Consider the following 22,557-nt stretch of genomic DNA (forward strand, 5'->3'; position numbering starts at 1 on the left):
CGCGACGAGACCGCCTCGCGCGAGCGGCGTCGGGATGTACCCACTCATGAGAAAACCGGTAATCGTCATCGCAGGCGCATTGGCGCTGCTAATCGCCTGCGCTTCGCCATTCGTCCGCGCTGTGGACGACAACCACAGCGCGGCGCAATTACGCAATCTGGTGCGCCAGGATTGCGGTTCCTGCCATGGCCTTACCTTGCAAGGCGGGCTGGGACCTTCGTTACGCCCGCAACCTATGCAAGCGTTAGGCGTGGACGCCATCCGCCTCATCATTGCCGACGGCAAACCGGACACCGCCATGCCGCCCTGGCGCGATCTGCTGACGGAGCAGGACATTCGCCAAATCGCTCAAGGCCTGCTGAGCGGCGCTTACATCAGCGACAACCATAGCACTCAGGAAAGCCCATGAAAGAGAAGCCCCCCCATCTGTGGTTATTCCAACGCCTTACCCTGCTGCTGATTATCATGGGACTTGGCGCCTGCGCGCACTTCGACGCACGTGATGATGCGAGGTACCAGGGCGGCACGGGAGACCTTGGCCTGATCATCGAACGCACCGAAGGCAGCGTCCTGCTGATCAACACCAGTCAACGCCAGGTGATCCAACGCATTTCAGGGCTTGGCGACCTTTCCCACGCATCCATTGTCTACTCCCGTGATCAACGGTTTGGCTATGTGTTCGGTCGCGATGGCGGCCTCAGCAAAGTGGACCTGTTACGCGGCGCAGTGGTGAAACGCGTCATCCAGGCCGGCAACAGCATCGGCGGCGCTATCAGCCAGAATGGCGCTTATGTCGCCGTCTCCAACTATGATCCCGGAGGGGTGAATATTTTCAACAGCGAAGACCTGGCGCTGGTGGCGAGTATTCCATCCACATCACTCCTTAAAGACGGCGTCGCCAAAGGATCAAAAACCGTCGGGCTGGTGGATGCGCCGAATAACCGTTTTGTCGTCAGTCTGTTCGACAGCGACGAAGTCTGGATACTGGACATGACGGATAGCGACCCGGCGCCCGGTTTACAACCGCAGATCGCCAAGTTCACGGCGATTGGCCGCCAACCTTACGACGCCTTGATTACCCCCGAGGGCCGCTATTATCTCGCCGGATTATTTGGCGATAACGGCATGGCCAAGCTCGACTTATGGCGACCACAGGAGGGAGTCACGCGCATCATGCCGACCTATGGTCCAGGCGAGCAGCGCTTGCCGGTCTACAAAATGCCTCACCTGGAAGGATGGACTCAGGCTGGCCGCTACCTGTTCGCTCCCGGCGTGGGTCATCACGAAGTCATCGTGATTGATTCCTACGACTGGCGCATCGTGCGTCGCATCCCCACTTACAGTCAGCCTGTATTCGTGATGGCGCAGCCGGATGCCCGCAGAGTCTGGGTCAACTTCGCCCATCCGGATAACGACCGGGTGCAAGTCATCGATGTGGACAGCCTGCAGGTCATTAACACAATAGAAGCCGGAAAAGCCGTGTTGCATATGGCCTTTACGCCGAAAGGCGACCAACTCTGGATTTCACTGCGCGACGATAACCGGGTGGATATTTACGACCCGTACAGTATGCAACGAATCAGCAGTCTGCCCGCCCGGCATCCCAGCGGCATCTTCTTCACCGACAGAGCACACAGGATCGGCCTATGAGTAATCTCGCCACTCCCGCTTGCACACTTGCAACGTCGACAGCCGTCACTGAACTCAGCCCGCTGGAGAAAGCCATTCTGAGCGACTATCAGAAAGGTTTCCCGCTGACGCCGCGCCCCTTCTTCACACTGGCGAGCCAGCTTGGCTGCACGGAGGACGAGGTGCTGGCCTGCCTGCAACGCTTGCAACAACAGGGCGTCATTTCCCGCATTGGCCCGGTATTCAACCATCGACGCGCCGGCGCCAGCACCCTGGCCGCCCTGCGGGCGCCTGTCGAGCAGTTGCAGGACATCGCCGAGCTGATCAACACCTATGACGAGGTGAATCATAACTACCTGCGCGAGCACGACCTGAATCTGTGGTTCGTCGTCACCGCGCCGGATACTGATCATCTGGACGCCGTGATACGCAATATGGAGACGGCGACAGGACTGAAAGTCTGGCGCTTACCCATGGTCAGGCCTTACCACATCGACCTGGGTTTTCGTCCGGACTTTGATTGAAGCGCATATGATGCAGGAGACGTCGACATGCATGTAATTTCGAGCCCTCCCCCTGATCAGGCCTCAGCGCAGGAACGATTGCGAGTAGCGCTACAGGATGGACTTCCCCTGTCGCCACGCCCTTACCAAGCGCTGGCGCAGCAGTGCGGAATCAGCGAGCAGGACGTAATCGACGCGTTGCAAACCTGGGAGCAGTCGCGCCTGACGCGTCGTTTCGGCATCGTCATCAATCATCACAAAATCGGTTACACCAGTAACGCCATGGTGGTGTGGGAAGTCGCCGACAGCGAGGTGAACCGTCTCGGCGCCGCCATCAGCCGCACGGGATTGGTGTCGCTCTGTTATCAGCGCAGGCCGGACGGCCCTGACTGGCCCTACAACCTGTACTGCATGTTGCACGGTAAATCCCGGGAGGAAGTGCTGCAACGACTGCAGCGTCTGAAGACGCAGTGCGGACTGCAGGACACGCCCTGCGCAGTGCTGTTCAGCTTGCGGCAATACAAACAGTGCGGCGGCCGCTACGCCCATAAAAGACCGTCCGCACCGGTGAAGGAGGCACTATGACCGCCCAGCCAACACATCCCCACGCCACAGGGCGCATTACCCATGACTCCAGCGATTATCAACTGGACCCTGTGGATCGTCGCCTTATCAATACACTGCAGATCGGTTTTCCCATTTGCGACGAGCCTTACGCCGCAGTCGCCAGTGAATTGGGCATCAGCGAAACGGATTTGCTGGAGCGCCTGCAACATTTGCTGCACACCGGTTACCTGACCCGGTTCGGGCCGTTCTACCACGCCGAACGTCTCGGAGGCGGGCTGACCCTCGCGGCGATGCAGATCCCGGCGCATGACGTCGAACGTGTAACGGCGGCGATCAACCGCCACGCCGAAGTCGCCCATAACTACGAACGCGACCATGCCCTCAACCTTTGGTTCGTCGTCGCCACGGAAAAACCGGAACACATTGACGCCGTGCTCACCGCCATCGCGCTGGAGTCTGGATATCCTGTTCACAATCTGCCGAAACAGAGGGAGTTTTATGTTGGCCTTCACTTCCAAGCCTGACGCCGGCCAGAGCGGCGCTCCAGAAACACTGGCGCCGCTGGATCGTCAGCTGATTCTGTTGACCCAGGACGGCCTGCCACTGGTTCCACGCCCATTTGACGCCCTGGCGACCACGCTGGGCGTTTCAGCGGATGAAGTCAAAGCCCGTTTCGAACGCATGCTCGCCAACGGCTGCATTCGCCGCATCGGGGCCGCGCCCAACCATTACCGTCTGGGATATCGCGCCAACGCCATGACGGTCTGGGATGTGGATGACGCCCGCGTTATGGCGTTGGGCGAACGTATCGGCGCGCTGCCCTATGTCAGCCACTGTTATCTGCGCCCCAGAATACCGCCGCAGTGGCCTTATAACCTGTTCGCCATGATTCATGGTAAGACCCGCGAGGATCTGGATGGCTACCTTACGGAGATGACCACCCTGCTGGGGGATGCGCGCCACGCCAGCGATTTGCTGCTCAGCACTCGAATCCTGAAGAAAACCGGCATGCGCTTCAGTGGAGGACAATGATGTTCAGGATCAGTCACTACATGCGCGCCCTCGTAAATGAAGAAGCTTTCAAACCACGCCCGAAACCGTCAGCTCCCGTGGTGATCTGGAACCTGATTCGGCGTTGTAATCTGACCTGCCGCCACTGCTATTCCATCTCCGCCGATATCGACTTTCCCGGCGAGCTGACGACTGCACAGGTGTTCGACACACTGGAAGATCTCAAGCAGATGGGAGCGCCAGCAGTCATTCTATCCGGCGGAGAGCCTTTGCTGCGCAAGGACATATTTCTGATTGGCGCCTACGCCAAATCGCTGGGTCTCTACGTAGGGTTATCCAGCAACGGCACGCTGATGAATCGCGACACCGCCGCGGCGATCAGCGACACTGGTTTTGACTATGTCGGCGTCAGCATTGATGGCACAGAGGCTACTCACGATGAGTTCCGTCAAATGCCGGGGGGGTTCAAAGCGGCGTTGGCGGGGGTGGAGCACTGCAAGTCCGCGGGCGTGAAAGTGGGCCTGCGTTTCACCCTGACGGAGAACAACGCCGCGCAACTGCCCGCTATGTTGGACCTGATGCGAGACCGGGATATCGATAAGTTCTACCTGTCTCATCTCAATTACGCCGGACGCGGTCTACGCCACCGCAAACGCGATGCGTTCCACCAAACCACCCGAGACGCCATGTTGCTGTTATTCGAACGCGCTCATGAAGACGCTCTCGCCGGCAGGAACAACGAATACGTCACCGGCAACAACGACGCCGACGGTCCGTTCCTGTTGAAATGGGCGACGCAACGCTACCCGCACAGACTGCAGGAGCTGCATTCCCGACTGGCGCACTGGGGCGGCAACGCCTCGGGAGTAGGCATCGCCAATATCGATAACACGGGTGAAGTGCACCCGGATACATTCTGGTGGAATCACAACCTGGGCAATGTCAAAGAGCGGCCTTTCTCAGCAATTTGGCGGGACACTGAAGACGCCTTCATGCTGGGATTGCGCGCCCACTCCCGTCCGCTCCATGGCCGTTGCGGAGACTGCGCCGTCCGTCATCTATGCAATGGCAACACCCGCGTGCGCGCCTACTCGCAAAGCGGCGATTACTGGGCGGAAGATCCAGGCTGCTACCTGACGGATACGGAGATCCGCTCAAACGCCTGCGCGCATTTTTAACATGACGAGGACGCCAGCATGCTAACCATCAGACACCTGCGCGGCGATAAGCCATAGGCACCAATGCCTGATCTGCGCAGGGCCTGTTGTTTGCGGATAAATTAATATCAGGGAACGCCTGTATGAAGCTATCGCCCATTCTCCTTTTCATCACTCTGTGTCTGACCGCTTTCGCCATGCCGGCATTCCCGGTGGACAAGCCTTCAGCCAGCACGCCGGAAGCGCTGTATCAAACTCACTGCGCCGCCTGCCATCACCCCCAACGCCTCGGCGGCGTCGGCCCGGCGCTATTGCCTGAGAGCCTGGGGCGCTTACGTCCACAACAGGCGCAGGACGTCATATTACATGGCAGGGTGGCCACGCAGATGCCCGCTTTCCAGGACCGCATAACGGAGAGTCAGGCGACGCAATTGGCCGCTTATCTGTTTCAGCCCGCGCCGACGCCGCCGCAATGGACGCAAGACGATATCCGCGCTTCGCATATCATTCATTTCCCCAAGTCCAGCCTGAGCGACAAACCCGTTTTCGAGGCGGATCTGATGAATCTGTTTATCGTGGTGGAAAGCGGCGACCATCACGCCACCTTGCTGGACGGCGACGCCTTCAAGCCCATCCACCGCTTCAAAACCCGCTACGCCTTGCACGGCGGTCCCAAGTTCTCGCCGGACGGACGCTATGTGTACTTCGCCTCCCGGGACGGCTGGATCAGTCAGTTCGATATTTATAACCTGAAAACTGTGGCGGAGATTCGGGTCGGGCTGAATACCCGCAACCTGGCGTTATCCGCCGACGGGCGTTGGGTGATCGTCGCCAATTACCTGCCGCAGAATCTGGTGCTGCTGAATGCTGACCGGCTCAGCCCGGCAAAAACCTTCCCCGTCAACAGTGACGGGCAAGGCTCAAGGGTGAGCGCCGTGTACACAGCGCCCCAGCGTCACAGCTTCATCGCCGCCATGAAAGATATCCGGGAGCTGTGGGAGATCGATTACGATCAGCCGGATTTCCCCGTGCGCAAAATCGCCACCGAAGACTATCTGGATGATTTCTTTTTTGATCAGGAATACCAGCATCTGATCGGCGCTTCCCGCAGTGGGGAAAGCGGTCAGGTTATTGAGCTGAACTCCGGCGCAACCATCGCCACCCTGAACCTTCCCGGCATGCCGCACCTGGGATCGGGCATCAGCTGGGAAACAGAGCAAGGTCCGCTGATGATGACGCCGCACCTCAAAGAAGGCGCCTTGTCTGTGATCAACATGAAAGACTGGAGTCTGGTGAAAACTCTCTCCACTCTGGGTCCGGGATTTTTTACCCGTAGCCATGACGGCTCGCCTTACATCTGGGTGGACGTCTTCTTTGGACCCAACAAGGACAAGCTCCATGTCATTGACAAAAACACCTTGGAAATTATCGCCACCCTGACGCCTGAACCCGGTAAGACCGCCGCCCATGTCGAATTCACCAAAGACGGCCGCTTCGCGCTGGTAAGCTTATGGGAGGACGATGGCGCCTTGATCGTCTATGACGCACTGACGCTGAAGGAAGTCGCCCGACTGCCTATGTCCAAGCCGTCGGGCAAATATAATGTGTACAACAAAACCCACTATGTACGCGGGACGAGTCATTAACAGGGAATCAATTGATCATCATTCGCTGACTCATACTCAACAATGAAGGCGGCGCTTAGTTAGTCAGCGCCACCTTCAACAAATATTCGTACAGGTCCGCATAGCCAGAGGGCTTCCAGGCTTCTTCCTGGTGATCCCAGAAACACAGTTCAGACTGACATACGCCGTCACGCACGTCGAAACCGAAAAAGTCCCCGTTGCTATTCTCTGAAATCAACACGCGGCCTGCGCGGAGATGGGAAAACTCGGCGTTGATATCAATCAGATTCCACTCGCTGCCTTCCTCCAGGGAAAAGACATTGCCGAAGGCGAAATAACCGCCGCCATACTGCAGTAAAAAGTCTTTATATTCCTGCGGCAACCGGGCTTCCAGCAACCGCTCGGCGCGAGTGAGACTATCAAGGTCCGGTGCGTCATCCGGCTCAAAATCGAACCAGAAAGGATGCGCGCTTTTCGCCTCACAGACATACTTTTTAAAGTCTTCAAAATTCATTGTTTTTATTCCTTTGAAGTCATGAAAAGAATGCCGCTGATAATATCTCAGCCTTCATAGTAAAGCATCTTGTCCCAGATAACTCTGACACGCTGGCGAACGCGAACGCCTGTTTCCGTTCAGAACCTGTCTGGGGAATCAAGCTATCGTATTTATAGGTTTATCAGTCCACATTTGACCGCACTCTCACATCAACTTAGATTGAAGGATTGTATGACTGTACTCAAGTGTGTAAAAAATGAACCATACTCCTATCAATTTAAAAGAAAAATTCTCCAAGTTCAGTGAATGCTGGTCGCCGCGGGTGATTGCGGAGATGAATGACTATCAGTTCAAGGTAGTTAAGATCCAGGGTGAGTTTGTGTGGCATCGCCATGAGGACACGGATGAGGTGTTTATGGTGATCGAAGGTGAGATGTGTATTGAGTTTCGAGATGGAAAAGTGAGGCTGGAAGCAGGAGAAATGTTTGTCGTACCGGCAGGCGTGGAGCATAAGCCTTTCGCTGAAAACGAGTGTTGGGCCATGCTGATTGAGCCCAGAGGCGTGGCGAATACCGGCGACGCTGGCGGAGAACGAACGGCGGAGGACAATGTCTGGGTATGACCCAGGCACTATTTCTGCTTACTCCATTCAACGAAAACAAAGACGAAAGCGAGCGCCATGATTCAGGACATTACCGCCAGGCTGTATTCAGACATTCCCGTCGATACGCTGTACCACTACACCACGTTCTCGGGTCTGCTGGGCATAGTGGAAAGCGGCAATCTGTGGGCCAGCGATATCCGCTATATGAACGACTCCGCCGAGCTGAAACATACCGCAGATCTGATCGGCGCCGAGGTGGATCGCCGCATCGCCGACAGCCACCCCAAACCCGGCCTGTTACACCAGTTCCGGGACTGGATCGCTCATCGCATCACCAACGGACACATGCTGTTCGGGGCCTCGTTTCGCTCCAACGGCAACCTGTTGAGTCAGTGGCGAGGCTACAGCTCCATGGGTAAAGGCGTCAGCGTGGGCTTCCCCGCCGCGCATATCCTGGAGTGCGCCAGTCAGCAATCGTTTCAGGTAGGCAAATGCATTTACAGCCACCAGGAGCAAACCACTCTCATCCGGCAAGTGATGGATGTGGTGGAGGCGCTGGCTGAGCAACACGGCGAGCATGCAGGCCCCACGCAATTTCCGCCATCGCAGTCATACCATGGCGTGTTTGAGATGATCGAATCAGACCTGTTGCGCATCGCCGCGATTTTAAAACATCCCTCCTTCCAGGAAGAGGAAGAATGGCGCATTGTCTCCCCCGGCGTCACGGACTACCTGAATTCACCGGTGAAGTTCAGGGAAGGCGCTTCCATGCTGGTGCCTTACTTCGAGTTCAACCTGACCACCCTCAGCAGTGACAACCACTATCTCGAACACATTTATCTGGGACCGACGCCCAACATCAACCTGTCCATGAACTCACTCAACATGTTCCTGACCAAACACCGTCTGAGGCCGAAACACGGCATCACCTATTGCCAGATTCCCTATCGGCAGCGGTGACTGGCCGATCAAACAAACCTCTCAGCGATCACTATCGCTTTCTCGCGGTTATTGCGGTCACGTTTGAGTAATGCTGTCAGATAATCCCTGTGCCGTTGTTCGCGGCAGAGTGCCGGCAACATTTCCAGCAGGTCTTTCTTGGTCAGTTCTTCGCCATTGTATTGAGGCGTGGATGCGTCGAAACTGGAAGCTTCGATATCGTCGAATACGGTCACGTCCAAGGGATCCGCCAGAGTGATGGGGAGTTGTGGCAGTCTTTCTTTGCGCAGCTTCGCGGCAACCAGGTATAGGGCGCTGAAGATAATGAACTCATTCATCTCTCCCTGGTCCTCGCTGACGTCGTCTTCCTCTTCAAACGGCGACCAATCAATCAACTCGTAGCGGATCATGTCCAATAGTTCGTCGCCGCGGGTTCTGTCCTTATCCAGGTATTCCGCTACATTGGACAAGTAGCCGCGAACGGACGTGTGCTCGGCAGTAGCCTCACCACAGGCGAAGTTCATATACCAGTTCTCCTGCTCTTGCCCTATCGCGATCCAATCGAGCCTGTCAGGCTCGCTCCATAAGCTTCTCCTGCTCTCTTTGACGGGAAGCGCATTGGAGAAGGCGTCGCTGTATAACGCGTACATGGCGTCGAGGATTTCTTCGTAGGTTTTCACACTCGTCTCTCCATTGTGTTGCAAGAAAACCGCATTCATAACAAACGCAGAAGGACTATCCAAGTGAATAACGTTCGCACGATGGCGAAAATGGGAGAAAAGCCGACGCCAAGTACGTCGGCCCCCTGAAAAAGAAAGCTAGTCGGAATGCGTCACAGGCAGTTCATGAGGTTCAAAGTGGTCGACCTGGATTGCATCATCCACCGCTTCCTCCGCTTCGCGATAACGCTCCGCCTCATCCGTGGTGAGAATCTTCTTGTTCACCGCCGCCTCCAACATAGCGTGCAGATCGTCATCCGGTATATCCCCGGCTTTGATCGCCTTCTTGATACGCTTCTCCACATTGGCCACGCCAACTTTCTTCAGGAAGGCATTTTCGATTCTTCCCACCGGATCATCCGGACGAGTGTTGCGGTAAACGCCCTCCACCAACCTGTCACGGGCCTCGGAGGGCTGCAGCAACATCTCCGCAATCTCACGGCAAATGGCGTCATCAGCGCGCTCGAAATGACGCCCCAAAGGAAACACCAGCGGTCTCAACAGCAGGCCCAACGCCTTCACCGGGTAATTGCGCAACACTTCATGCAACGCATTCTGAATTTCATACTGGCAATAGCGCATCGCCCAGTGCATCAGCGGGGCATCCGATTTCGGACAACCATCATCATGAAAGCGCTTCAAGACACTTGAGCCCAGATAGAGATAGCTTAAACAGTCGCCCAGACGCCCTGAAATCATTTCACGCCGCTTCAGCTCTCCGCCCAGGGAAGCCAGCGTCACATCGCTGACTAAACCAAATGCCGCAGCCAGGCGCGACATATCACGGAAGTAAGGTCTGGTCTCCCGCGCCGGTTCAGGCACGGAGGCGAAACAGCTTCCAGTCAGGCCCAACACCAGAGACCGAGCGGTCAGCTGCAGGTTTCGACGCACATGCTTGAAGAAAATGTGGTCGAATTCATCCAAGGCTTTTTCTTTGTTCGGATTCTGCGCCGCCTCCATTTCCTGCAACAGGTAGGGATGAGCGCGAATCGCCCCCTGCCCGAAGATCATCAAGCTGCGAGTCAGGATATTTGCGCCCTCCACCGTGATGCTGATGGGGATCGCCTGATACACCCGCGCGATGTAGTTGCGCGGCCCTTTGATCACGCCGCGTCCGGCATGCACATCCATGGCTGCGCCGACCACGCTGCGCATTTTTTCCGTGTTGTGATACTTCAGAATCGCCGAGGGCACCGCAGGCTTTTCGTGGTTATCCAGTAAACCCGCCGTCATCACTCTTGCGCTATCCATTAAATAAGTCAGCCCGCCAATTCGCGCCAAGGCTTCCTGCACGCCCTCAAAGTACCCGACCGGCAGATTGAACTGCTCACGAATACGGGCATAGGCGCCGCTGGTGAGACTGGACAGTTTGCCTGCCCCGGCGCTCAACGCCGGCAACGAAATGGCGCGCCCCACGGAGAGGCAGTTCATCAACATCGCCCAGCCTTTACCGATGTATTTCTCGCCGCCTATCAGGAAGTCCATGGGAATAAAGACATCTTCGCCCCATGTCGGCCCGTTCATAAACACGGTATTCAGGGGTAGGTGGCGTGCGCCGGTTTTTACGCCCGGCGTGCTGGTGGGAATCAAGGCGCAGGAAACGCCACGCTCGACTTCATCGCCAATCAGGTGATCCGGGTCATAAACTTTAAACGCCAATCCCAACACGGTGGCCACCGGCGCTAAGGTGATGTAACGCTTGTTCCAGGTCAAACGCAGGCCAAGCACCTCCTTACCTTCCCACTCGCCTTTGCAGACAATGCCTTTATCGGTGATGGCGCCGGCATCTGAACCCGCCTTGGGCGCCGTCAGCGCAAAGCAGGGAATTTCTTCGCCTTTGGCCAGGCGAGGTAAGTAGTAATCCTTCTGCTCCTCCGTGCCGTAGTGCAGCAGAAGCTCTCCCGGCCCCAGCGAGTTGGGCACCATGACCGTTACCGCGCCGGTGATGCTGCGGGTGGCGACTTTCATTACCGCGGTGGAATGCGCCAGTGCGGATAGCTCCAGTCCGCCATACTTTTTGGGGATGATCATGCCAAAGAACCCGTTTTCCTTGATGAACTTCCACGTCGCCGGGCTCAGGTCATAGCGCTGGTGCGTGATCTCCCAGTCGTTGAGCATTTCGCACAACTGCTCAACCGGTCCGTCGATAAAGGCTTTGTCTTCCTTGGTCAGGGTGGGTTTGCTCATCGCCAGCAGCTTGTTCCAGTCAGGCATGCCGGTGAACAAGTCGCCATCCCAACTGACGGTGCCCGCTTCGATGGCTTCTTTCTCGGTAGCGGAAATACCGGGTAATGTCTTGCCCACCCAGGCGAGAATCGGCGCGGTGATGTAGCGCCTTCGAATGGAAGAGGAGTTAAGCAATACCGCCGCCGCGATAAACAGCCCCCAAACCACTAACAAACCGGCGAAGCCAGGATCGGTGAATGAGAAAGCCAGTGCGGCGATAGTGAAAAGGACTGTCCAGGACAACGCGCCAGCGCCGAAATAGGCCAACGCCAACGCCGCCAATAACAGAAGCAAAACGGTCATGTTCTCCTCCTTGGGGTTTTGCGAACTCAACCAAGGACAGAACGCCGGCGGGATGGGTCATATATCCGCCATCAAAACGACGTTTATGCCGTTCACAGTGCGTTCAACCACGTCCTCTAATCTGGAAATAATCCGGAAATTCATTTAAAAAACCAGTACTTCCGAATAAATCCTATGTATTAATTACCGTATCACGTAATACTCAGGAGATAATGTTTTAACTATCAATATTTCCTTACAGATAGGTAATATACGCGGAATTTTCATGGATAGAACCCGAGATTGAATAAATATAAAACATTGCGGAAATTACGAGGTCATTATGCAGTCCCTGACTGGATACAGGGTTGGCGGTGAAGGCCAACCTATATTGCTCCTGCACAGCTCAATGAGCTCCAAAGCTCAATGGAAAATGCTCACCAGCCAGCTACAGGAAAGCTACCGCACCCTGGCGGTGGATTTATGGGGTTATGGCGAAGCCCCCTACCCGGACCACCTGGCGGAGCGTTTCTGTTTACAGGATGAGGTGGATCGCGTTCTCGCTGTATTGGAGCAAGAAGCGCCGGATAGCGCGCCGCTGCATGTGGTCGGTCACTCCTATGGCGCAGCCACGGCGTTGAGGTTTGCGACGCAATACCCCGAACGCATTCTCAGCCTGACCATCTACGAGCCGGTCGCGTTTCATCTGCTATCGCCCGAGGAGCCGGCATTTCTGGAGATTGTGGAAGTCGTAAAAGGACTGGAGCGGACTCTCGCGCAAAACGACGAAATGTCAGCGACTCAGCAGTTTATTGATTACTGGTCCGGCCCGGGCGCATTCAAACGCTACCCTTCGGATATTCGTAACGCGCTAAGCGGACAGATTAGAAAAGTGGCGCTGGACTTCAAGGCGCTAATAGAAGAGCCCACCCGACTGCAGGATTACGCCAGCTTTCCATTCAACACCTACCTGATGGCGGGCGAGAAGAGCCCGCTGTCATCCCGGCGCATCAGTGAACGCCTGAAGGAAAGTCTGCCCAACCTGGAATTCAAGCAGACGCCCTGGGGCCATATGGCGCCGATTACCCATGTGGCGGAAATCAACGATCTGATTCTGGCGCGCTTTCTGGACTAAGCGTTTATCAGCCGGGTTGCTTTGCTTAAGACAAAAAAATCCCCGCATTCGCGGGGATTTTTTATAAGGCTTAGCCAGATGAAGCTTATTGGCCTGCGCTGGTGATAATCCAACGCTGGTTATTAGCGCCAACCCAATCCCACTGACGCAGTCTTGCGCCATTGTAAGTGCCGCCTGCAGCGTCTACGTCCAGCGCTTTGCCGCTGTGAACCGCGATCAGACGATAAGTTCCGTCGCTGTTCTTGAACGCCTGCCACTTCTGATTGTTGGAGTTGTTACAGGTCCACTGGCCGGCATACGCCCCGTTGTACTGGCTTGCGCCGAACAGATCCAGACACTTGCCGCTGTTCACAGATTTGATCTGATGAACGCCATTGCCCAGATGAATGAACTGCCAGCGTTGATTGTTACCGCCGTGACAGCTCCACTGAATGACGGAAGCGCCATCGCGACGATCGCCACCGTAAACGTCCGCGCACTTGCCGGAGTTTTTGGCTTTCATAGTGTAAATATTGGAAGCGCCATTGTTGTTGTCGCCGCCGTTATTATTGTCCCCACCGTTATTATCGCCGCCGTTGGGGTTGCCGCCGCCGACTTTTGTCGGCATGAAGCCCGCCATTTCGCTGCGCACGTTGTTAATAGCGCGCGCGGCGTCCGCTTCGTTGGAGTAGCCTGCCGCGACACCACAAGGCAAGCCGTTGCATTGCAGGTTGGGGTTGGAGAATTTGGCGATTTTAGGGGCGTTGAACAACCATTCGTAGGTCATGATCGTAGCGAATACGCCGTCAACGCCATGGCCCAGACCGTAACGATAGCGCGACCCGCTCTGATCGCCCTGGCGGCGGGAGTGGTTCAGGCCCATGGTGTGGCCGAGTTCATGCGCCAATGTAGTGGGTCCGCAGCTTGGTCCCACCACGCCGTATGACCAATTGCGGTCGACAGCGACATAAGCCACGCCGCAGGAGCCGGTGCGATGCAACTGAGTCACATAGTCCGCGCCCACTTCCTGACGCTTCTGATTCACCCAGGAATCCACCCTCAGATTGCCCAACACTTCCGTCATGTTGGAACCTGTCTCTTCGTGAGCGTATGCGCCAACCAACCGCAATTGCACGTCAATCTGGCTGTTGGTGTACATGTTGTTCACCTGACTGACCCAGTTACGCACAGCGGTATTTACATCGCCTTTAAAGTAGTTTGAGGTATAAGAATCATACACCACCATCAGATCGACGGTGACGGCTTGGGAAGTGGATGCGGTCGCCGCAAGTACGCCAGCGGCCAGAATTTTTTTGAGGCTGTTTTTCATTTTTTATACCAACTTTCCTGCTCCATTTATGGGAGTTTCCCGATAACGAACTTCGTTATTATCCGGATAGGACTTCCGCAGCGTGGAAAACGGAAAATAGATCACAAACCAGAACTCGACGGAACGTCAACGGCGCAGAAAATCTATCATTGAAGCCTCTTATCCACCATCGCCTAAAGCAGCTAGTACTTAGAGCCTATTATTTTCATAACTAACTGATTAAAAACAAAATTAACCATATAAACCCATATAAGCCTATTAGTATTCGCGTTACAAAAAGATAAGTTAATTCGTTAAACTGAGGAGACAATCACAAATAATAAGTATTTGCCGTTTTTTTAGACAAAACGAAGAGACTTATCCCCAGTCGACAGTGACGCTTTAGAGTAAACGCTAGCCGAGCGCATCAACCTATAATGACAAGTACTGGTTAGTGAAAATATGGATAAAAGGCGCACTAAATATGTTCGAATTCTTTAAACGCATAAGAACAAGCAAACAGCCGGAGAAAAAGAGCGAAGCCGAGCATATTGATACCCGCTCTTCTGAACAGCCAGTCTGGTTCGAAGTAGGCGAAGACAATCCATTTGACGCACCTGTTTTGGATATTCGCTGCATCACTTTAAAAGTTATCGCCACCACCGCTGACAAATCGATCGCGGAAAACTATGTAGCCAGCCGTACCGATGATGGCAGGCGGTACATTGACCAAGAAATCGCAGGAAGCGAAGAAATTCCTTGTGACATTCATTACCATCATGGCGGAGAAACGCTCGAAGGCGTTGTATCGAAAGCCGAATCCATGGATGTGAAATGGGATATCTATGCTTACGGCGAGTGGATTTATTTTGTAAGAAGCTGGACCTCTGTTCTCATGTACAAGGTCCACTATCAGAATACCGGTTCAGAACTGATACTCGATCGCATCGTGGCCGCGGATATAGACGATCCCAACCTGCTCAGACAAAACATTCATTCCATGATAATGACCCACGCCCTGAACAGCCCTTGGCCTTACACCATTCCCGCGAGTTTAAAGTCTGCCAGTGAGAGCGATATCGCACTCGCGCTATTTTCTAAGTTTGGATGCAAAGCCACCCTCGCTACTTTCGCAAACTCAATGGATATCCACTTGGTTGGCAAGTAGCGATCATCCCAAGCAATAAGACAGGCGATCGCCCGATAACGAAAAATCCCCCAGCCGCTCGTCAAAGCGCACTGGGGGATTTCTTCAATAATTGGCTATTAAAACACTTACTTCACGCGCTTCAGATACCAGCGCTGGTTGTCGCCGCCAACCCAGTCCCACTGATGGATAGCCATACCGCTAGCCGTTGAGATTTCTTTCACGTCAAACACTTTGCCGCTTACGCCGGATACCAGCCGGAACGTGCCGTCGCCATTGTCCACCGCTTTCCATTGCTGAGCCGCGCCGCCATGGCAGGACCATTGCTGAACCGTAGCGCCGTTATTTCTGCTTGCGTTGGATACATCCAGACATTTACCACTGTGTACGGCTTTGACTTCATAGTACCCATCTTTGATGTGGGTGAAGTTCCAGCGCTGGTTGTTGCCCTGGTGACAGCTCCACTGAATGACAGGCGTACCGGCTTCCTGCTTGCCGCCGTATACATCCGCACACTTGCCGGAGTGTTTGGCCTGCAGCATGTATACGCCGTTATCAACCGGCTGCGCTCCGCTCTGACCGCCGCCGCTGCTTTTCTTGACGATAATAGAGGAAGTCGTGTCGTTCACGCCGGATAGTGGGAAGCCCGAAACATCCGAGGTATAAACGGTTTTCGCACCGCCGAAGTTATCGTGCTGATACAGTTCCAGCACCATGCCGGATGGCACGCGGGCCGAAGAAAGATCGTCGTTACGGACACCGCGAGCGGTCAAATCGCTCAGACGATATTGACCTTCGCCTAACGCCGCGCTGTAGCCTGCGTAGTTGTAATGCTGGAATACAGACACTTTGTCGCCGGAAGTGTTGCCGCCATCGGTTTTAGTCGGCTTGAACGCGGCAATCTCGTTACGCACGTTGTTGATCGCCTGGGCCGCATCCGCCTCTTGCGCCTGGCCCGCCGGAACACCGCAGGGAAGCCCGTTGCACTGCACCCTCGGGTTGGAGAATTTAGCGACTTTCGGCGCATTAAACAGCCACTCATAAGTCATGATGGTGCCGAAAGCGCCGTCAACGCCATGACCCAGACCATAACGATAGCGCGAGCCACTCTGATCGCCTTGACGACGGGAGTGATTCAGGCCCATGGTGTGTCCGACTTCGTGGGCCAGTACCTGAGGCCCGCAATCTGGACCAGTGACGCTGAACGCCCAATCCTTATGTACAGCGACGTATGCGACGCCGCAGGAACCGGTTTTATGTACTTGCGTAACGTAATCCGCGCCGACTTCCTCACGCTTCTGGATAACCCAGTTATCCACCCGCAGGTTGCCCAGCACTTCTCCCATGCTGGAACCGCTTTCTTCGTGAGCGAAAGCGCCGACCAAACGCAGTTGCACGTCTATCTGGCTGTTTTGATACATGGCGTTAACTTGGTCCACCCAGCTACGAATGGCCGTCGCCGGTTCGCCGCCAAAGCGTCCTGCGGAATAGGCGTCGTACACCACCATAATATCTACTGTCACCGCCTGCGCGCCCAGGGGAACAGCCGCCAGAGTCAAGCAGGACAACCATTTAGACATACTTCCGGTTAATTTCCTTTTCATCGTTATTACTCTCTCTGTCTGTTTTTTTTAGCCAGCCACGGTGCGACCTGGCCTCCTACCCCGGGCGCTAACGCTTATCCTTATTGAGCGATAGGCCCGCCGGTGCTTTGATCCGGAGACGCCGTTCCTTCATCGGCCTTATTCACATCCGCCAATTCGGGTACTTCAACGTGCAAATCTTCACCTTTGAACAAGGTGCCGCTGTTAACGATCCATCCTTTGTCGCCACGGGCCTCGACGACATACAACCCTTCCGGGGTGGTGACGCCGCCATAGGTAAGATTTTCTCCGCGGGTAAAAGAAACCTGATTATCCTGTTCGAAATCCTTCAGATGCCCGTACCAGGTAACGTTGCCGTCGCCATGGGACTCCACCCGATCCACCACCATTTGGTATGTCGCGTTTTGCGGCAGCACAGGCACTTCCATTTCATCCCCGGGCATCAGGGACTCCAGCTTCATTGGGCTAAAGCGAATAAATTCCCGGCCGTCGAATCGATCCGCGTCGCTCAACTCGAGCTGGTCGGCGATACTGTCATCGCCTTTCCAGGCAGAGGGCTCCCACATCGCGCGTACGACTTCTTCCTGATCAAAAGCGCGACCATCGCGACGCGCTTCAATTTCCGTCATACGAAATTCAATGGAGGGATATTCTTCGTTGTTCATGGCGTAATCGGGGAGCTCCGGCTCGGAGTCCCTCGCTGTGTCTGGCGCCGACTTGGAGACCGCCTGTTGTGAGAACTGAGTTGATTGCGCAGTCGACGCTGTGGGGGAATTCTGAGCGCCAGCGACAGCTTGTTGCTCCTGCGCCGTCGTCGCGCTTTCCCCGCCTGGCATAAACTGGTAAGTCACAGCGCATAAACCGCCGATTACCGCGCCCCAAACTAATAACTGTGTTTTTTTCATGGTCGATTGACTCCTGATCAGTGCGCACAGCCTGTAACCGAAATGACGACGCCTCCCCGTCGGGAGGCTTGCAGTACAGGACCAAAAACCTTTCAAATCAAAAATTTGCGACGCGCATCACATTCATTTTTATGAAAGCGCTTTCATATTATGATTCAAAGCAGGCAGATGACCAAAGTGAACGGGGGGATCCACTCGGAAATCTGCCGCAAGAACACATAACAACACTCGCGCAGTCGGGATGCCGTCGTGATACGGAAGAACTTATCACTGGTCAGAGAGGATGAATATCACCCAAATAAGCTAGGACTTGTAGGCGAACCTCTTTGACCTAGGCCTTACGAGTGAAGATGGAAATGTGATGTTTGCGGGGATTACAGACTACCGGGATGGGACAGATGACAGGACGCTCCGTCCCCTCTTTCGACCTGGACAGTGCTATGGCCGATACGGAAACGCTCGTTCAATTGAAGCGCCAATTCGCCAAGAAAGGCGTCATCCACAGTTTGATTGGGAATAAGTAAATGAACGGTTAGCGCGACTTCCGTGGTGCTCATCGCCCAGATATGAAGATCGTGGATATCCGTCACGCCAGCATAGCTGCGCAAGAACGTCTCCACTTCATCAGGATTGATATGAGAAGGTACTGTGTCCATGGCGAGATTGAGTGAGTCCCGAAACAGCCCCCAGGTTCCAAACAGAATAATGGCGACAATGACCAGACTGATCACCGGGTCAAGCCACAACCAGCCGGTAAACATGATGGCGACTCCAGCCGCCGCCACTCCAAATGAAACGCCAGCATCCGCCGCCATATGCAGAAATGCGCCTTTGATATTGAGGTCGTGCTTTTGACCACTCAGAAACATCAGCGCAGTCGCGGTATTGATAGCTACGCCAATCAGCGACACGACAATCACGGTCTTGCCATCCACGCTGACGGGCTGATTGATTCGGTAGGCGGCCTCCCAGGCGATCGCTCCTAACGCCAGCAATAAAAGAATCGCGCTCAACAAGGAAGCCAGAATCGTTCCTCGACGAAAACCATAAGTGCGTCGAGAGGTTGGCGTACGCGTCGCCAGATAGGAAGCGCCCCAGGCCAAAAGCAAACCCAGCACATCGCTTAAGTTATGCCCTGCGTCAGTGATCAACGCCAGGGAGTCGGCGATAAGTCCATAAATCACCTCCACCACGACAAACCCAAGATTCAACGCCACGCCCCACGCAAAGGCCTTGTTATAGCTCGGGACCGAGGACGATCCGGAAGAGTAGCCATGGTAATGCGCATGATTACCACTATGATTATGCTGATGAGATCTTGAGTGCGACATATCCTTTCGCCTTAACGCAGCAGAAGAATCCACCACGCCTGCATCACTTCGCAATGGGCTGACAAGATGACAGCGACTGAACCGCGATAATGCCATTCGACACCAGTAAATCCAACTGATTACCGTTTACTGGAACAAGTGGATAGTTTCAAGATAGAGAAGTACGAATTTTGGAAAAGGCACAAAAAAGCCCTGCATCTTGCGATACAGGGCTTCAGAATATGGCGTCCCCTAGGGGATTCGAACCCCTGTTACCGCCGTGAAAGGGCGGTGTCCTAGGCCTCTAGACGAAGGGGACGGAACACCATCTCGGTGAGATGGCGCGCATTCTATGGAAGCCGCTCACACATGTCAAACACTAATCTTACTAATGTTGGCGCGGATGCCTCAAAGCAGCTCTACAAGCAGAGAGGCGGGAGATTCCATAACGAAAAACAGGCTTAGCGTTTGAATAAAAACAAAGGGAGACTTCGAAAGAGAAAAGCGTTTTTTTGAAGGACACAAAAAAGCCCCGCATCTTACGATGCAGGGCTTTCGAATATGGCGTCCCCTAGGGGATTCGAACCCCTGTTACCGCCGTGAAAGGGCGGTGTCCTAGGCCTCTAGACGAAGGGGACGGAACACCATCTCGGTGAGATGGCGCGCATTCTATGGAAGCCGCCCATACCTGTCAAACACTAATTTCTAATTTTTTCATGAGGGGCGATTTTATTTCCCTTATTCGGCCATATCCCTGTTCTTCTGTGCGAACAACCTCCCATTGCGGCGACAGGAGCGGGTAAATTTACGCAGTCGCAGCGGCATTTAGTCTACACTTCAAGTAGGTTTCCCTGTTTTCTGATGTACCCGCTTTGGGAGCGATGAATGACCGTTGAGCAGATTCTTCTGGCGCGCCAGCCAATTGTAAACGCAGCAAAAGAAATAGTAGGTTATGAGCTGTTATTTCGCTCAAATGAACAGCCGGCTCAGTTCGACGGCAATGCCGCCACCTCTCAAGTTTTGCTCAACGCCTTTACAGAAATACCTATCGGAGAGGTGACCGGCGGCGCGAAAGCGTTTGTAAACTTCACCGAAACGCTTTTACTGCAACCTCCTCCCTTCTCTAAAGAACTCCTGGTAATTGAAATACTTGAGACAATTGAGCTTACCGATGAGATCGTGGCGGCGATCATCCGTCTCGGCAAAAACGGCTTCACCCTGGCTCTAGACGACTATATTCCAGACACCAAGTACGACGAACTTCTGCCGTACGTTTCTATCGTTAAGCTTGAAATTCCCGCCATTTCCAAGGAAAAGCTGGAGCAGACGGTTACTCATCTAAAAAGCCTGAACATCACCCTTCTGGCGGAAAAAGTGGAGACTCATGAAGAGTTTGAATATTGTCGTGACCTCGGATGCGACCTGTTTCAAGGGTATTTCTTCAGCAAGCCGGAAATTGTCACTGGACGCAAACTGGCGCATAACCGCATGGCGGTGATGGAGTTAATCGCCAAAGTGCAAAACCCAGCGCTGTCCATAGATCAGATCATCAAAACCATCACCAGCGACCCTTCTCTAAGCGTAAAGCTGTTGCAGTTGGTGAATTCAGCCGCCTACCGACGCCCGCGCACTATTGAATCCATCCATATGGCGGTCATGCTGTTGGGAATTAGCCGTATCAAGTCCTGGGCGACGTTATTAGCGCTGTCCAACATTGAGGACAAACCTAAAGCGTTGATCACCATCGCGTTGATACGGGCCCGCATGTGCGAGCTTGTCGCCCAGTCCATTGAACCCCAGGCCGCCGATCTTTATTTCACAGTCGGCTTGTTTTCCTGTCTGGAAGCCTTTTTTGACATGCCCATGGAAGAAATTCTGAACAAGCTCCCTCTTTCTGAGAGGGTCAGTGATGCGCTGGTAAAGATGAAAGGCAAGCCAGGGTTGGCGTTACATACCACTTTGCAATACGAGCGCTGCAAATTGGACACGATCCATTGGAATCTGCTGGAAAAGATGAATATCAACAGTGGTGAAATCAGCGCCACCTATCGACAGGCGATTCTTTGGGCCAACGAGCAATCCGCTTTTCGAGCCTGACCCTCTTCCTCCCTCTCATCACACGTGGAAAAATCCCTCCTCGGCGCTTAATATGGGCGCTTTTATTTAAAGGATTTCATTAAGCATGTTTGATATCGGCGTCAACCTGACCAATGGCCGCTACAAAGGAAAGTTACAGCAATTGCTGGACGACAGCCGCGACCATGGGGTCGGGGGAATGATCGCCATCGGAACCAGCGTTAAAGAAAGTCTCGCCTCCGCAAAGATCGCCGAAGAGCATCCAGGTTATGTCTTCGCCACCGCTGGGGTACATCCTCACGACGCCAAGACATTAAATCAGGAAGGCCTGAAAACCCTGAAGTCCCTGCTTCAGCAACCTCATGTAGTCGCCGTAGGTGAAATGGGACTGGATTTTAATCGCAACTTTTCCACTCCCGAAGATCAGGAATGGGCGTTCGCCGCTCAGCTTGAATTGAATCGCGATTTCCAAAAGCCGCTTTATCTCCATGAAAGAGACGCATACACGCGGCAAATGGAGATACTCAGGGCGCACCGGAATTGTTTCGAGCATGGCGTTACGCATTGTTTCACCGGAACCCGGGAGGCGCTCTTTGGCTATCTCGACCTGGGATTGCACATTGGCGTCACGGGCTGGATATGCGATGAACGCAGAGCAGGCGATCTGGTGAATTTAGTGAAAGAGATTCCCCGCGACAGGCTTCTCGTTGAAACGGACAGTCCATTTCTTATGCCGAGAAGTATTAAACCGCGTCCGCGCAATAACACCAATTTCCCATGGTTTGTGCGAGAAGTGATTCGTATAGTGGCGCTGTATCGCGGCGAGACAGAAGAAGACGTGCGCGGCTACACAGCGGAAAACGCCCGCCGCCTGTTCCAAACGGGTTAAGCGGCGGCGAGTTGTCCGCTATGCGGTTCCGCGTCAGCGGGAACTCGTCAGGACCGGATATCGATAACGGTGCCCAACGCCTCGTTAGCGGTCCGGTCAAACTGTCGGGTAGTCTGCGCAGCGCTTTCACGGGGAGGCGGTGATTGGTCCTCTTCCGTGTCCGCCAAATTCGCCGTTGGAGCGGCGTTTTCAGCAGCGCCTTGAGTTCGTTCCGACTCAGTCGAGGCGTTAACCTGTTGACTGTTCGCCAGACTCAACTCCCGGCCTTCCTGAGAAAGCTCCACCTCAACGGCGGGCGTCTCCCGGGCCTGGGTTTGCGCATTATCGACATTCTGACGGGTTTGCTCACGTTCTCGCGACCGGCCTGCATCAAGCTGTTGCAAAGAACTGGTCGCCAAACTGTTTACAGTATTATCAGCCATAGAACGCACCTCCATTATTAAGT

22 protein-coding genes and 2 tRNA genes are annotated in these 22,557 nt (G+C 54.4%); 14 read left to right on the forward strand and 10 right to left on the reverse strand.

The annotated features are described in order from the left end of the window. Nucleotides 1-46 precede the first annotated feature (46 nt). From O5O45_RS15170 to O5O45_RS15205, 8 genes are all read left to right on the forward strand, one after another. A complete protein-coding gene (locus O5O45_RS15170) occupies nucleotides 47-409 on the forward strand; it encodes a c-type cytochrome (RefSeq protein ID WP_305906046.1) in 363 nt (120 codons plus the stop codon). Then, the gene (locus O5O45_RS15175; protein ID WP_305906047.1) at nucleotides 406-1,650 is read left to right on the forward strand and encodes a cytochrome D1 domain-containing protein; all 1,245 of its coding nucleotides are present in this window, start codon (nucleotides 406-408) and stop codon (nucleotides 1,648-1,650) included. Before O5O45_RS15170 ends, O5O45_RS15175 begins: the two co-directional genes overlap by 4 nt. After that, on the forward strand, nucleotides 1,647-2,153 hold the full coding sequence (locus tag O5O45_RS15180; RefSeq protein WP_305906048.1) for an Lrp/AsnC family transcriptional regulator: 507 nt from the start codon (nucleotides 1,647-1,649) through the stop codon (nucleotides 2,151-2,153). The genes O5O45_RS15175 and O5O45_RS15180 overlap by 4 nt, the downstream gene beginning before the upstream one ends. 27 nt (nucleotides 2,154-2,180) lie before the next feature. Further along, a complete protein-coding gene (ahbB, locus tag O5O45_RS15185) occupies nucleotides 2,181-2,717 on the forward strand; it encodes a siroheme decarboxylase subunit beta (RefSeq protein WP_305906049.1) in 537 nt (178 codons plus the stop codon). Beyond that, entirely contained in the window at nucleotides 2,714-3,223 is a 510-nt protein-coding gene (locus tag O5O45_RS15190; RefSeq protein ID WP_305906050.1) for an Lrp/AsnC family transcriptional regulator, read from the forward strand. Before ahbB (O5O45_RS15185) ends, O5O45_RS15190 begins: the two co-directional genes overlap by 4 nt. Next, complete coding sequence (ahbB, locus tag O5O45_RS15195) at nucleotides 3,198-3,731, forward strand: siroheme decarboxylase subunit beta (RefSeq protein ID WP_305906051.1); 534 nt, start codon at nucleotides 3,198-3,200, stop codon at nucleotides 3,729-3,731. Before O5O45_RS15190 ends, ahbB (O5O45_RS15195) begins: the two co-directional genes overlap by 26 nt. 20 nt (nucleotides 3,732-3,751) lie before the next feature. Then, nucleotides 3,752-4,888 carry a heme d1 biosynthesis radical SAM protein NirJ gene (gene nirJ, locus O5O45_RS15200; RefSeq protein WP_305906052.1) on the forward strand — a complete coding sequence of 379 codons (1,137 nt, stop codon included), beginning with the start codon at nucleotides 3,752-3,754 and terminating at the stop codon, nucleotides 4,886-4,888. 122 nt (nucleotides 4,889-5,010) lie between these two features. Next, a complete protein-coding gene (locus O5O45_RS15205; protein WP_305906053.1) occupies nucleotides 5,011-6,513 on the forward strand; it encodes a cytochrome D1 domain-containing protein in 1,503 nt (500 codons plus the stop codon). Nucleotides 6,514-6,568: 55 nt separating this feature from the next. Here O5O45_RS15205 and O5O45_RS15210 read toward each other — a convergent pair whose 3' ends face one another. Next, a complete protein-coding gene (locus O5O45_RS15210; protein WP_305906054.1) occupies nucleotides 6,569-7,006 on the reverse strand; it encodes an SMI1/KNR4 family protein in 438 nt (145 codons plus the stop codon). A 238-nt stretch (nucleotides 7,007-7,244) separates the two neighbouring features. Between O5O45_RS15210 and O5O45_RS15215 the strand changes: the two genes are divergently transcribed. Further along, nucleotides 7,245-7,610: a cupin domain-containing protein gene (locus O5O45_RS15215; protein ID WP_305906055.1), complete on the forward strand. Its 366-nt coding sequence runs from the start codon at nucleotides 7,245-7,247 to the stop codon at nucleotides 7,608-7,610. Between the two features lie 57 nt (nucleotides 7,611-7,667). Beyond that, nucleotides 7,668-8,552 carry a DUF2971 domain-containing protein gene (locus tag O5O45_RS15220; protein ID WP_305906056.1) on the forward strand — a complete coding sequence of 295 codons (885 nt, stop codon included), beginning with the start codon at nucleotides 7,668-7,670 and terminating at the stop codon, nucleotides 8,550-8,552. A gap of 8 nt (nucleotides 8,553-8,560) precedes the next feature. On the opposite strand, the gene O5O45_RS15225 is transcribed toward O5O45_RS15220, so the two are convergent. Both O5O45_RS15225 and O5O45_RS15230 read right to left on the reverse strand, forming a co-directional pair. Then, on the reverse strand, nucleotides 8,561-9,211 hold the full coding sequence (locus O5O45_RS15225; RefSeq protein WP_305906057.1) for a hypothetical protein: 651 nt from the start codon (nucleotides 9,209-9,211) through the stop codon (nucleotides 8,561-8,563). A 138-nt stretch (nucleotides 9,212-9,349) separates the two neighbouring features. Then, nucleotides 9,350-11,779 (reverse strand): acyl-CoA dehydrogenase, encoded by a 2,430-nt coding sequence (locus O5O45_RS15230; protein WP_305906058.1) that lies wholly within the window; start codon nucleotides 11,777-11,779, stop codon nucleotides 9,350-9,352. A 322-nt stretch (nucleotides 11,780-12,101) separates the two neighbouring features. Here O5O45_RS15230 and O5O45_RS15235 point away from each other — a divergent pair, with 322 nt between their 5' ends. After that, nucleotides 12,102-12,893: an alpha/beta fold hydrolase gene (locus tag O5O45_RS15235; RefSeq protein ID WP_305906059.1), complete on the forward strand. Its 792-nt coding sequence runs from the start codon at nucleotides 12,102-12,104 to the stop codon at nucleotides 12,891-12,893. 85 nt (nucleotides 12,894-12,978) lie between these two features. Here the strand turns inward: O5O45_RS15235 and O5O45_RS15240 are convergent, their stop codons facing one another. Next, entirely contained in the window at nucleotides 12,979-14,202 is a 1,224-nt protein-coding gene (locus O5O45_RS15240) for an RICIN domain-containing protein (RefSeq protein WP_305906060.1), read from the reverse strand. A gap of 463 nt (nucleotides 14,203-14,665) precedes the next feature. On the opposite strand from O5O45_RS15240, the gene O5O45_RS15245 reads away from it, so the two are divergent. Beyond that, the gene (locus tag O5O45_RS15245; RefSeq protein ID WP_305906061.1) at nucleotides 14,666-15,349 is read left to right on the forward strand and encodes a hypothetical protein; all 684 of its coding nucleotides are present in this window, start codon (nucleotides 14,666-14,668) and stop codon (nucleotides 15,347-15,349) included. Nucleotides 15,350-15,456: 107 nt separating this feature from the next. On the opposite strand, the gene O5O45_RS15250 is transcribed toward O5O45_RS15245, so the two are convergent. The 5 genes from O5O45_RS15250 to O5O45_RS15270 all read right to left on the reverse strand — a co-directional run bounded on the left by O5O45_RS15250 (nucleotide 15,457) and on the right by O5O45_RS15270 (nucleotide 19,785). Further along, complete coding sequence (locus O5O45_RS15250; protein ID WP_305906062.1) at nucleotides 15,457-16,908, reverse strand: RICIN domain-containing protein; 1,452 nt, start codon at nucleotides 16,906-16,908, stop codon at nucleotides 15,457-15,459. Between the two features lie 104 nt (nucleotides 16,909-17,012). Next, nucleotides 17,013-17,837: a hypothetical protein gene (locus O5O45_RS15255; RefSeq protein WP_305906063.1), complete on the reverse strand. Its 825-nt coding sequence runs from the start codon at nucleotides 17,835-17,837 to the stop codon at nucleotides 17,013-17,015. A 374-nt stretch (nucleotides 17,838-18,211) separates the two neighbouring features. Further along, entirely contained in the window at nucleotides 18,212-19,168 is a 957-nt protein-coding gene (locus O5O45_RS15260; protein WP_305906064.1) for a cation diffusion facilitator family transporter, read from the reverse strand. 222 nt (nucleotides 19,169-19,390) lie between these two features. After that, nucleotides 19,391-19,466, reverse strand: a tRNA-Glu gene (locus O5O45_RS15265). 243 nt (nucleotides 19,467-19,709) lie between these two features. After that, nucleotides 19,710-19,785 (reverse strand) — tRNA-Glu (locus O5O45_RS15270). 247 nt (nucleotides 19,786-20,032) lie between these two features. Here O5O45_RS15270 and O5O45_RS15275 point away from each other — a divergent pair. Together O5O45_RS15275 and O5O45_RS15280 are read left to right on the forward strand one after the other, a co-directional pair. After that, nucleotides 20,033-21,244: an EAL and HDOD domain-containing protein gene (locus O5O45_RS15275; RefSeq protein WP_305906065.1), complete on the forward strand. Its 1,212-nt coding sequence runs from the start codon at nucleotides 20,033-20,035 to the stop codon at nucleotides 21,242-21,244. A gap of 85 nt (nucleotides 21,245-21,329) precedes the next feature. Further along, entirely contained in the window at nucleotides 21,330-22,112 is a 783-nt protein-coding gene (locus tag O5O45_RS15280) for a TatD family hydrolase (RefSeq protein WP_305906066.1), read from the forward strand. A gap of 47 nt (nucleotides 22,113-22,159) precedes the next feature. Here the strand turns inward: O5O45_RS15280 and O5O45_RS15285 are convergent, their stop codons facing one another. Next, nucleotides 22,160-22,534 (reverse strand): hypothetical protein, encoded by a 375-nt coding sequence (locus O5O45_RS15285; RefSeq protein ID WP_305906067.1) that lies wholly within the window; start codon nucleotides 22,532-22,534, stop codon nucleotides 22,160-22,162. Nucleotides 22,535-22,557: the final 23 nt, after the last annotated feature.

This window comes from Hahella sp. HNIBRBA332 (assembly GCF_030719035.1).
Classification (GTDB): Bacteria; Pseudomonadota; Gammaproteobacteria; order Pseudomonadales; family Oleiphilaceae; genus Hahella.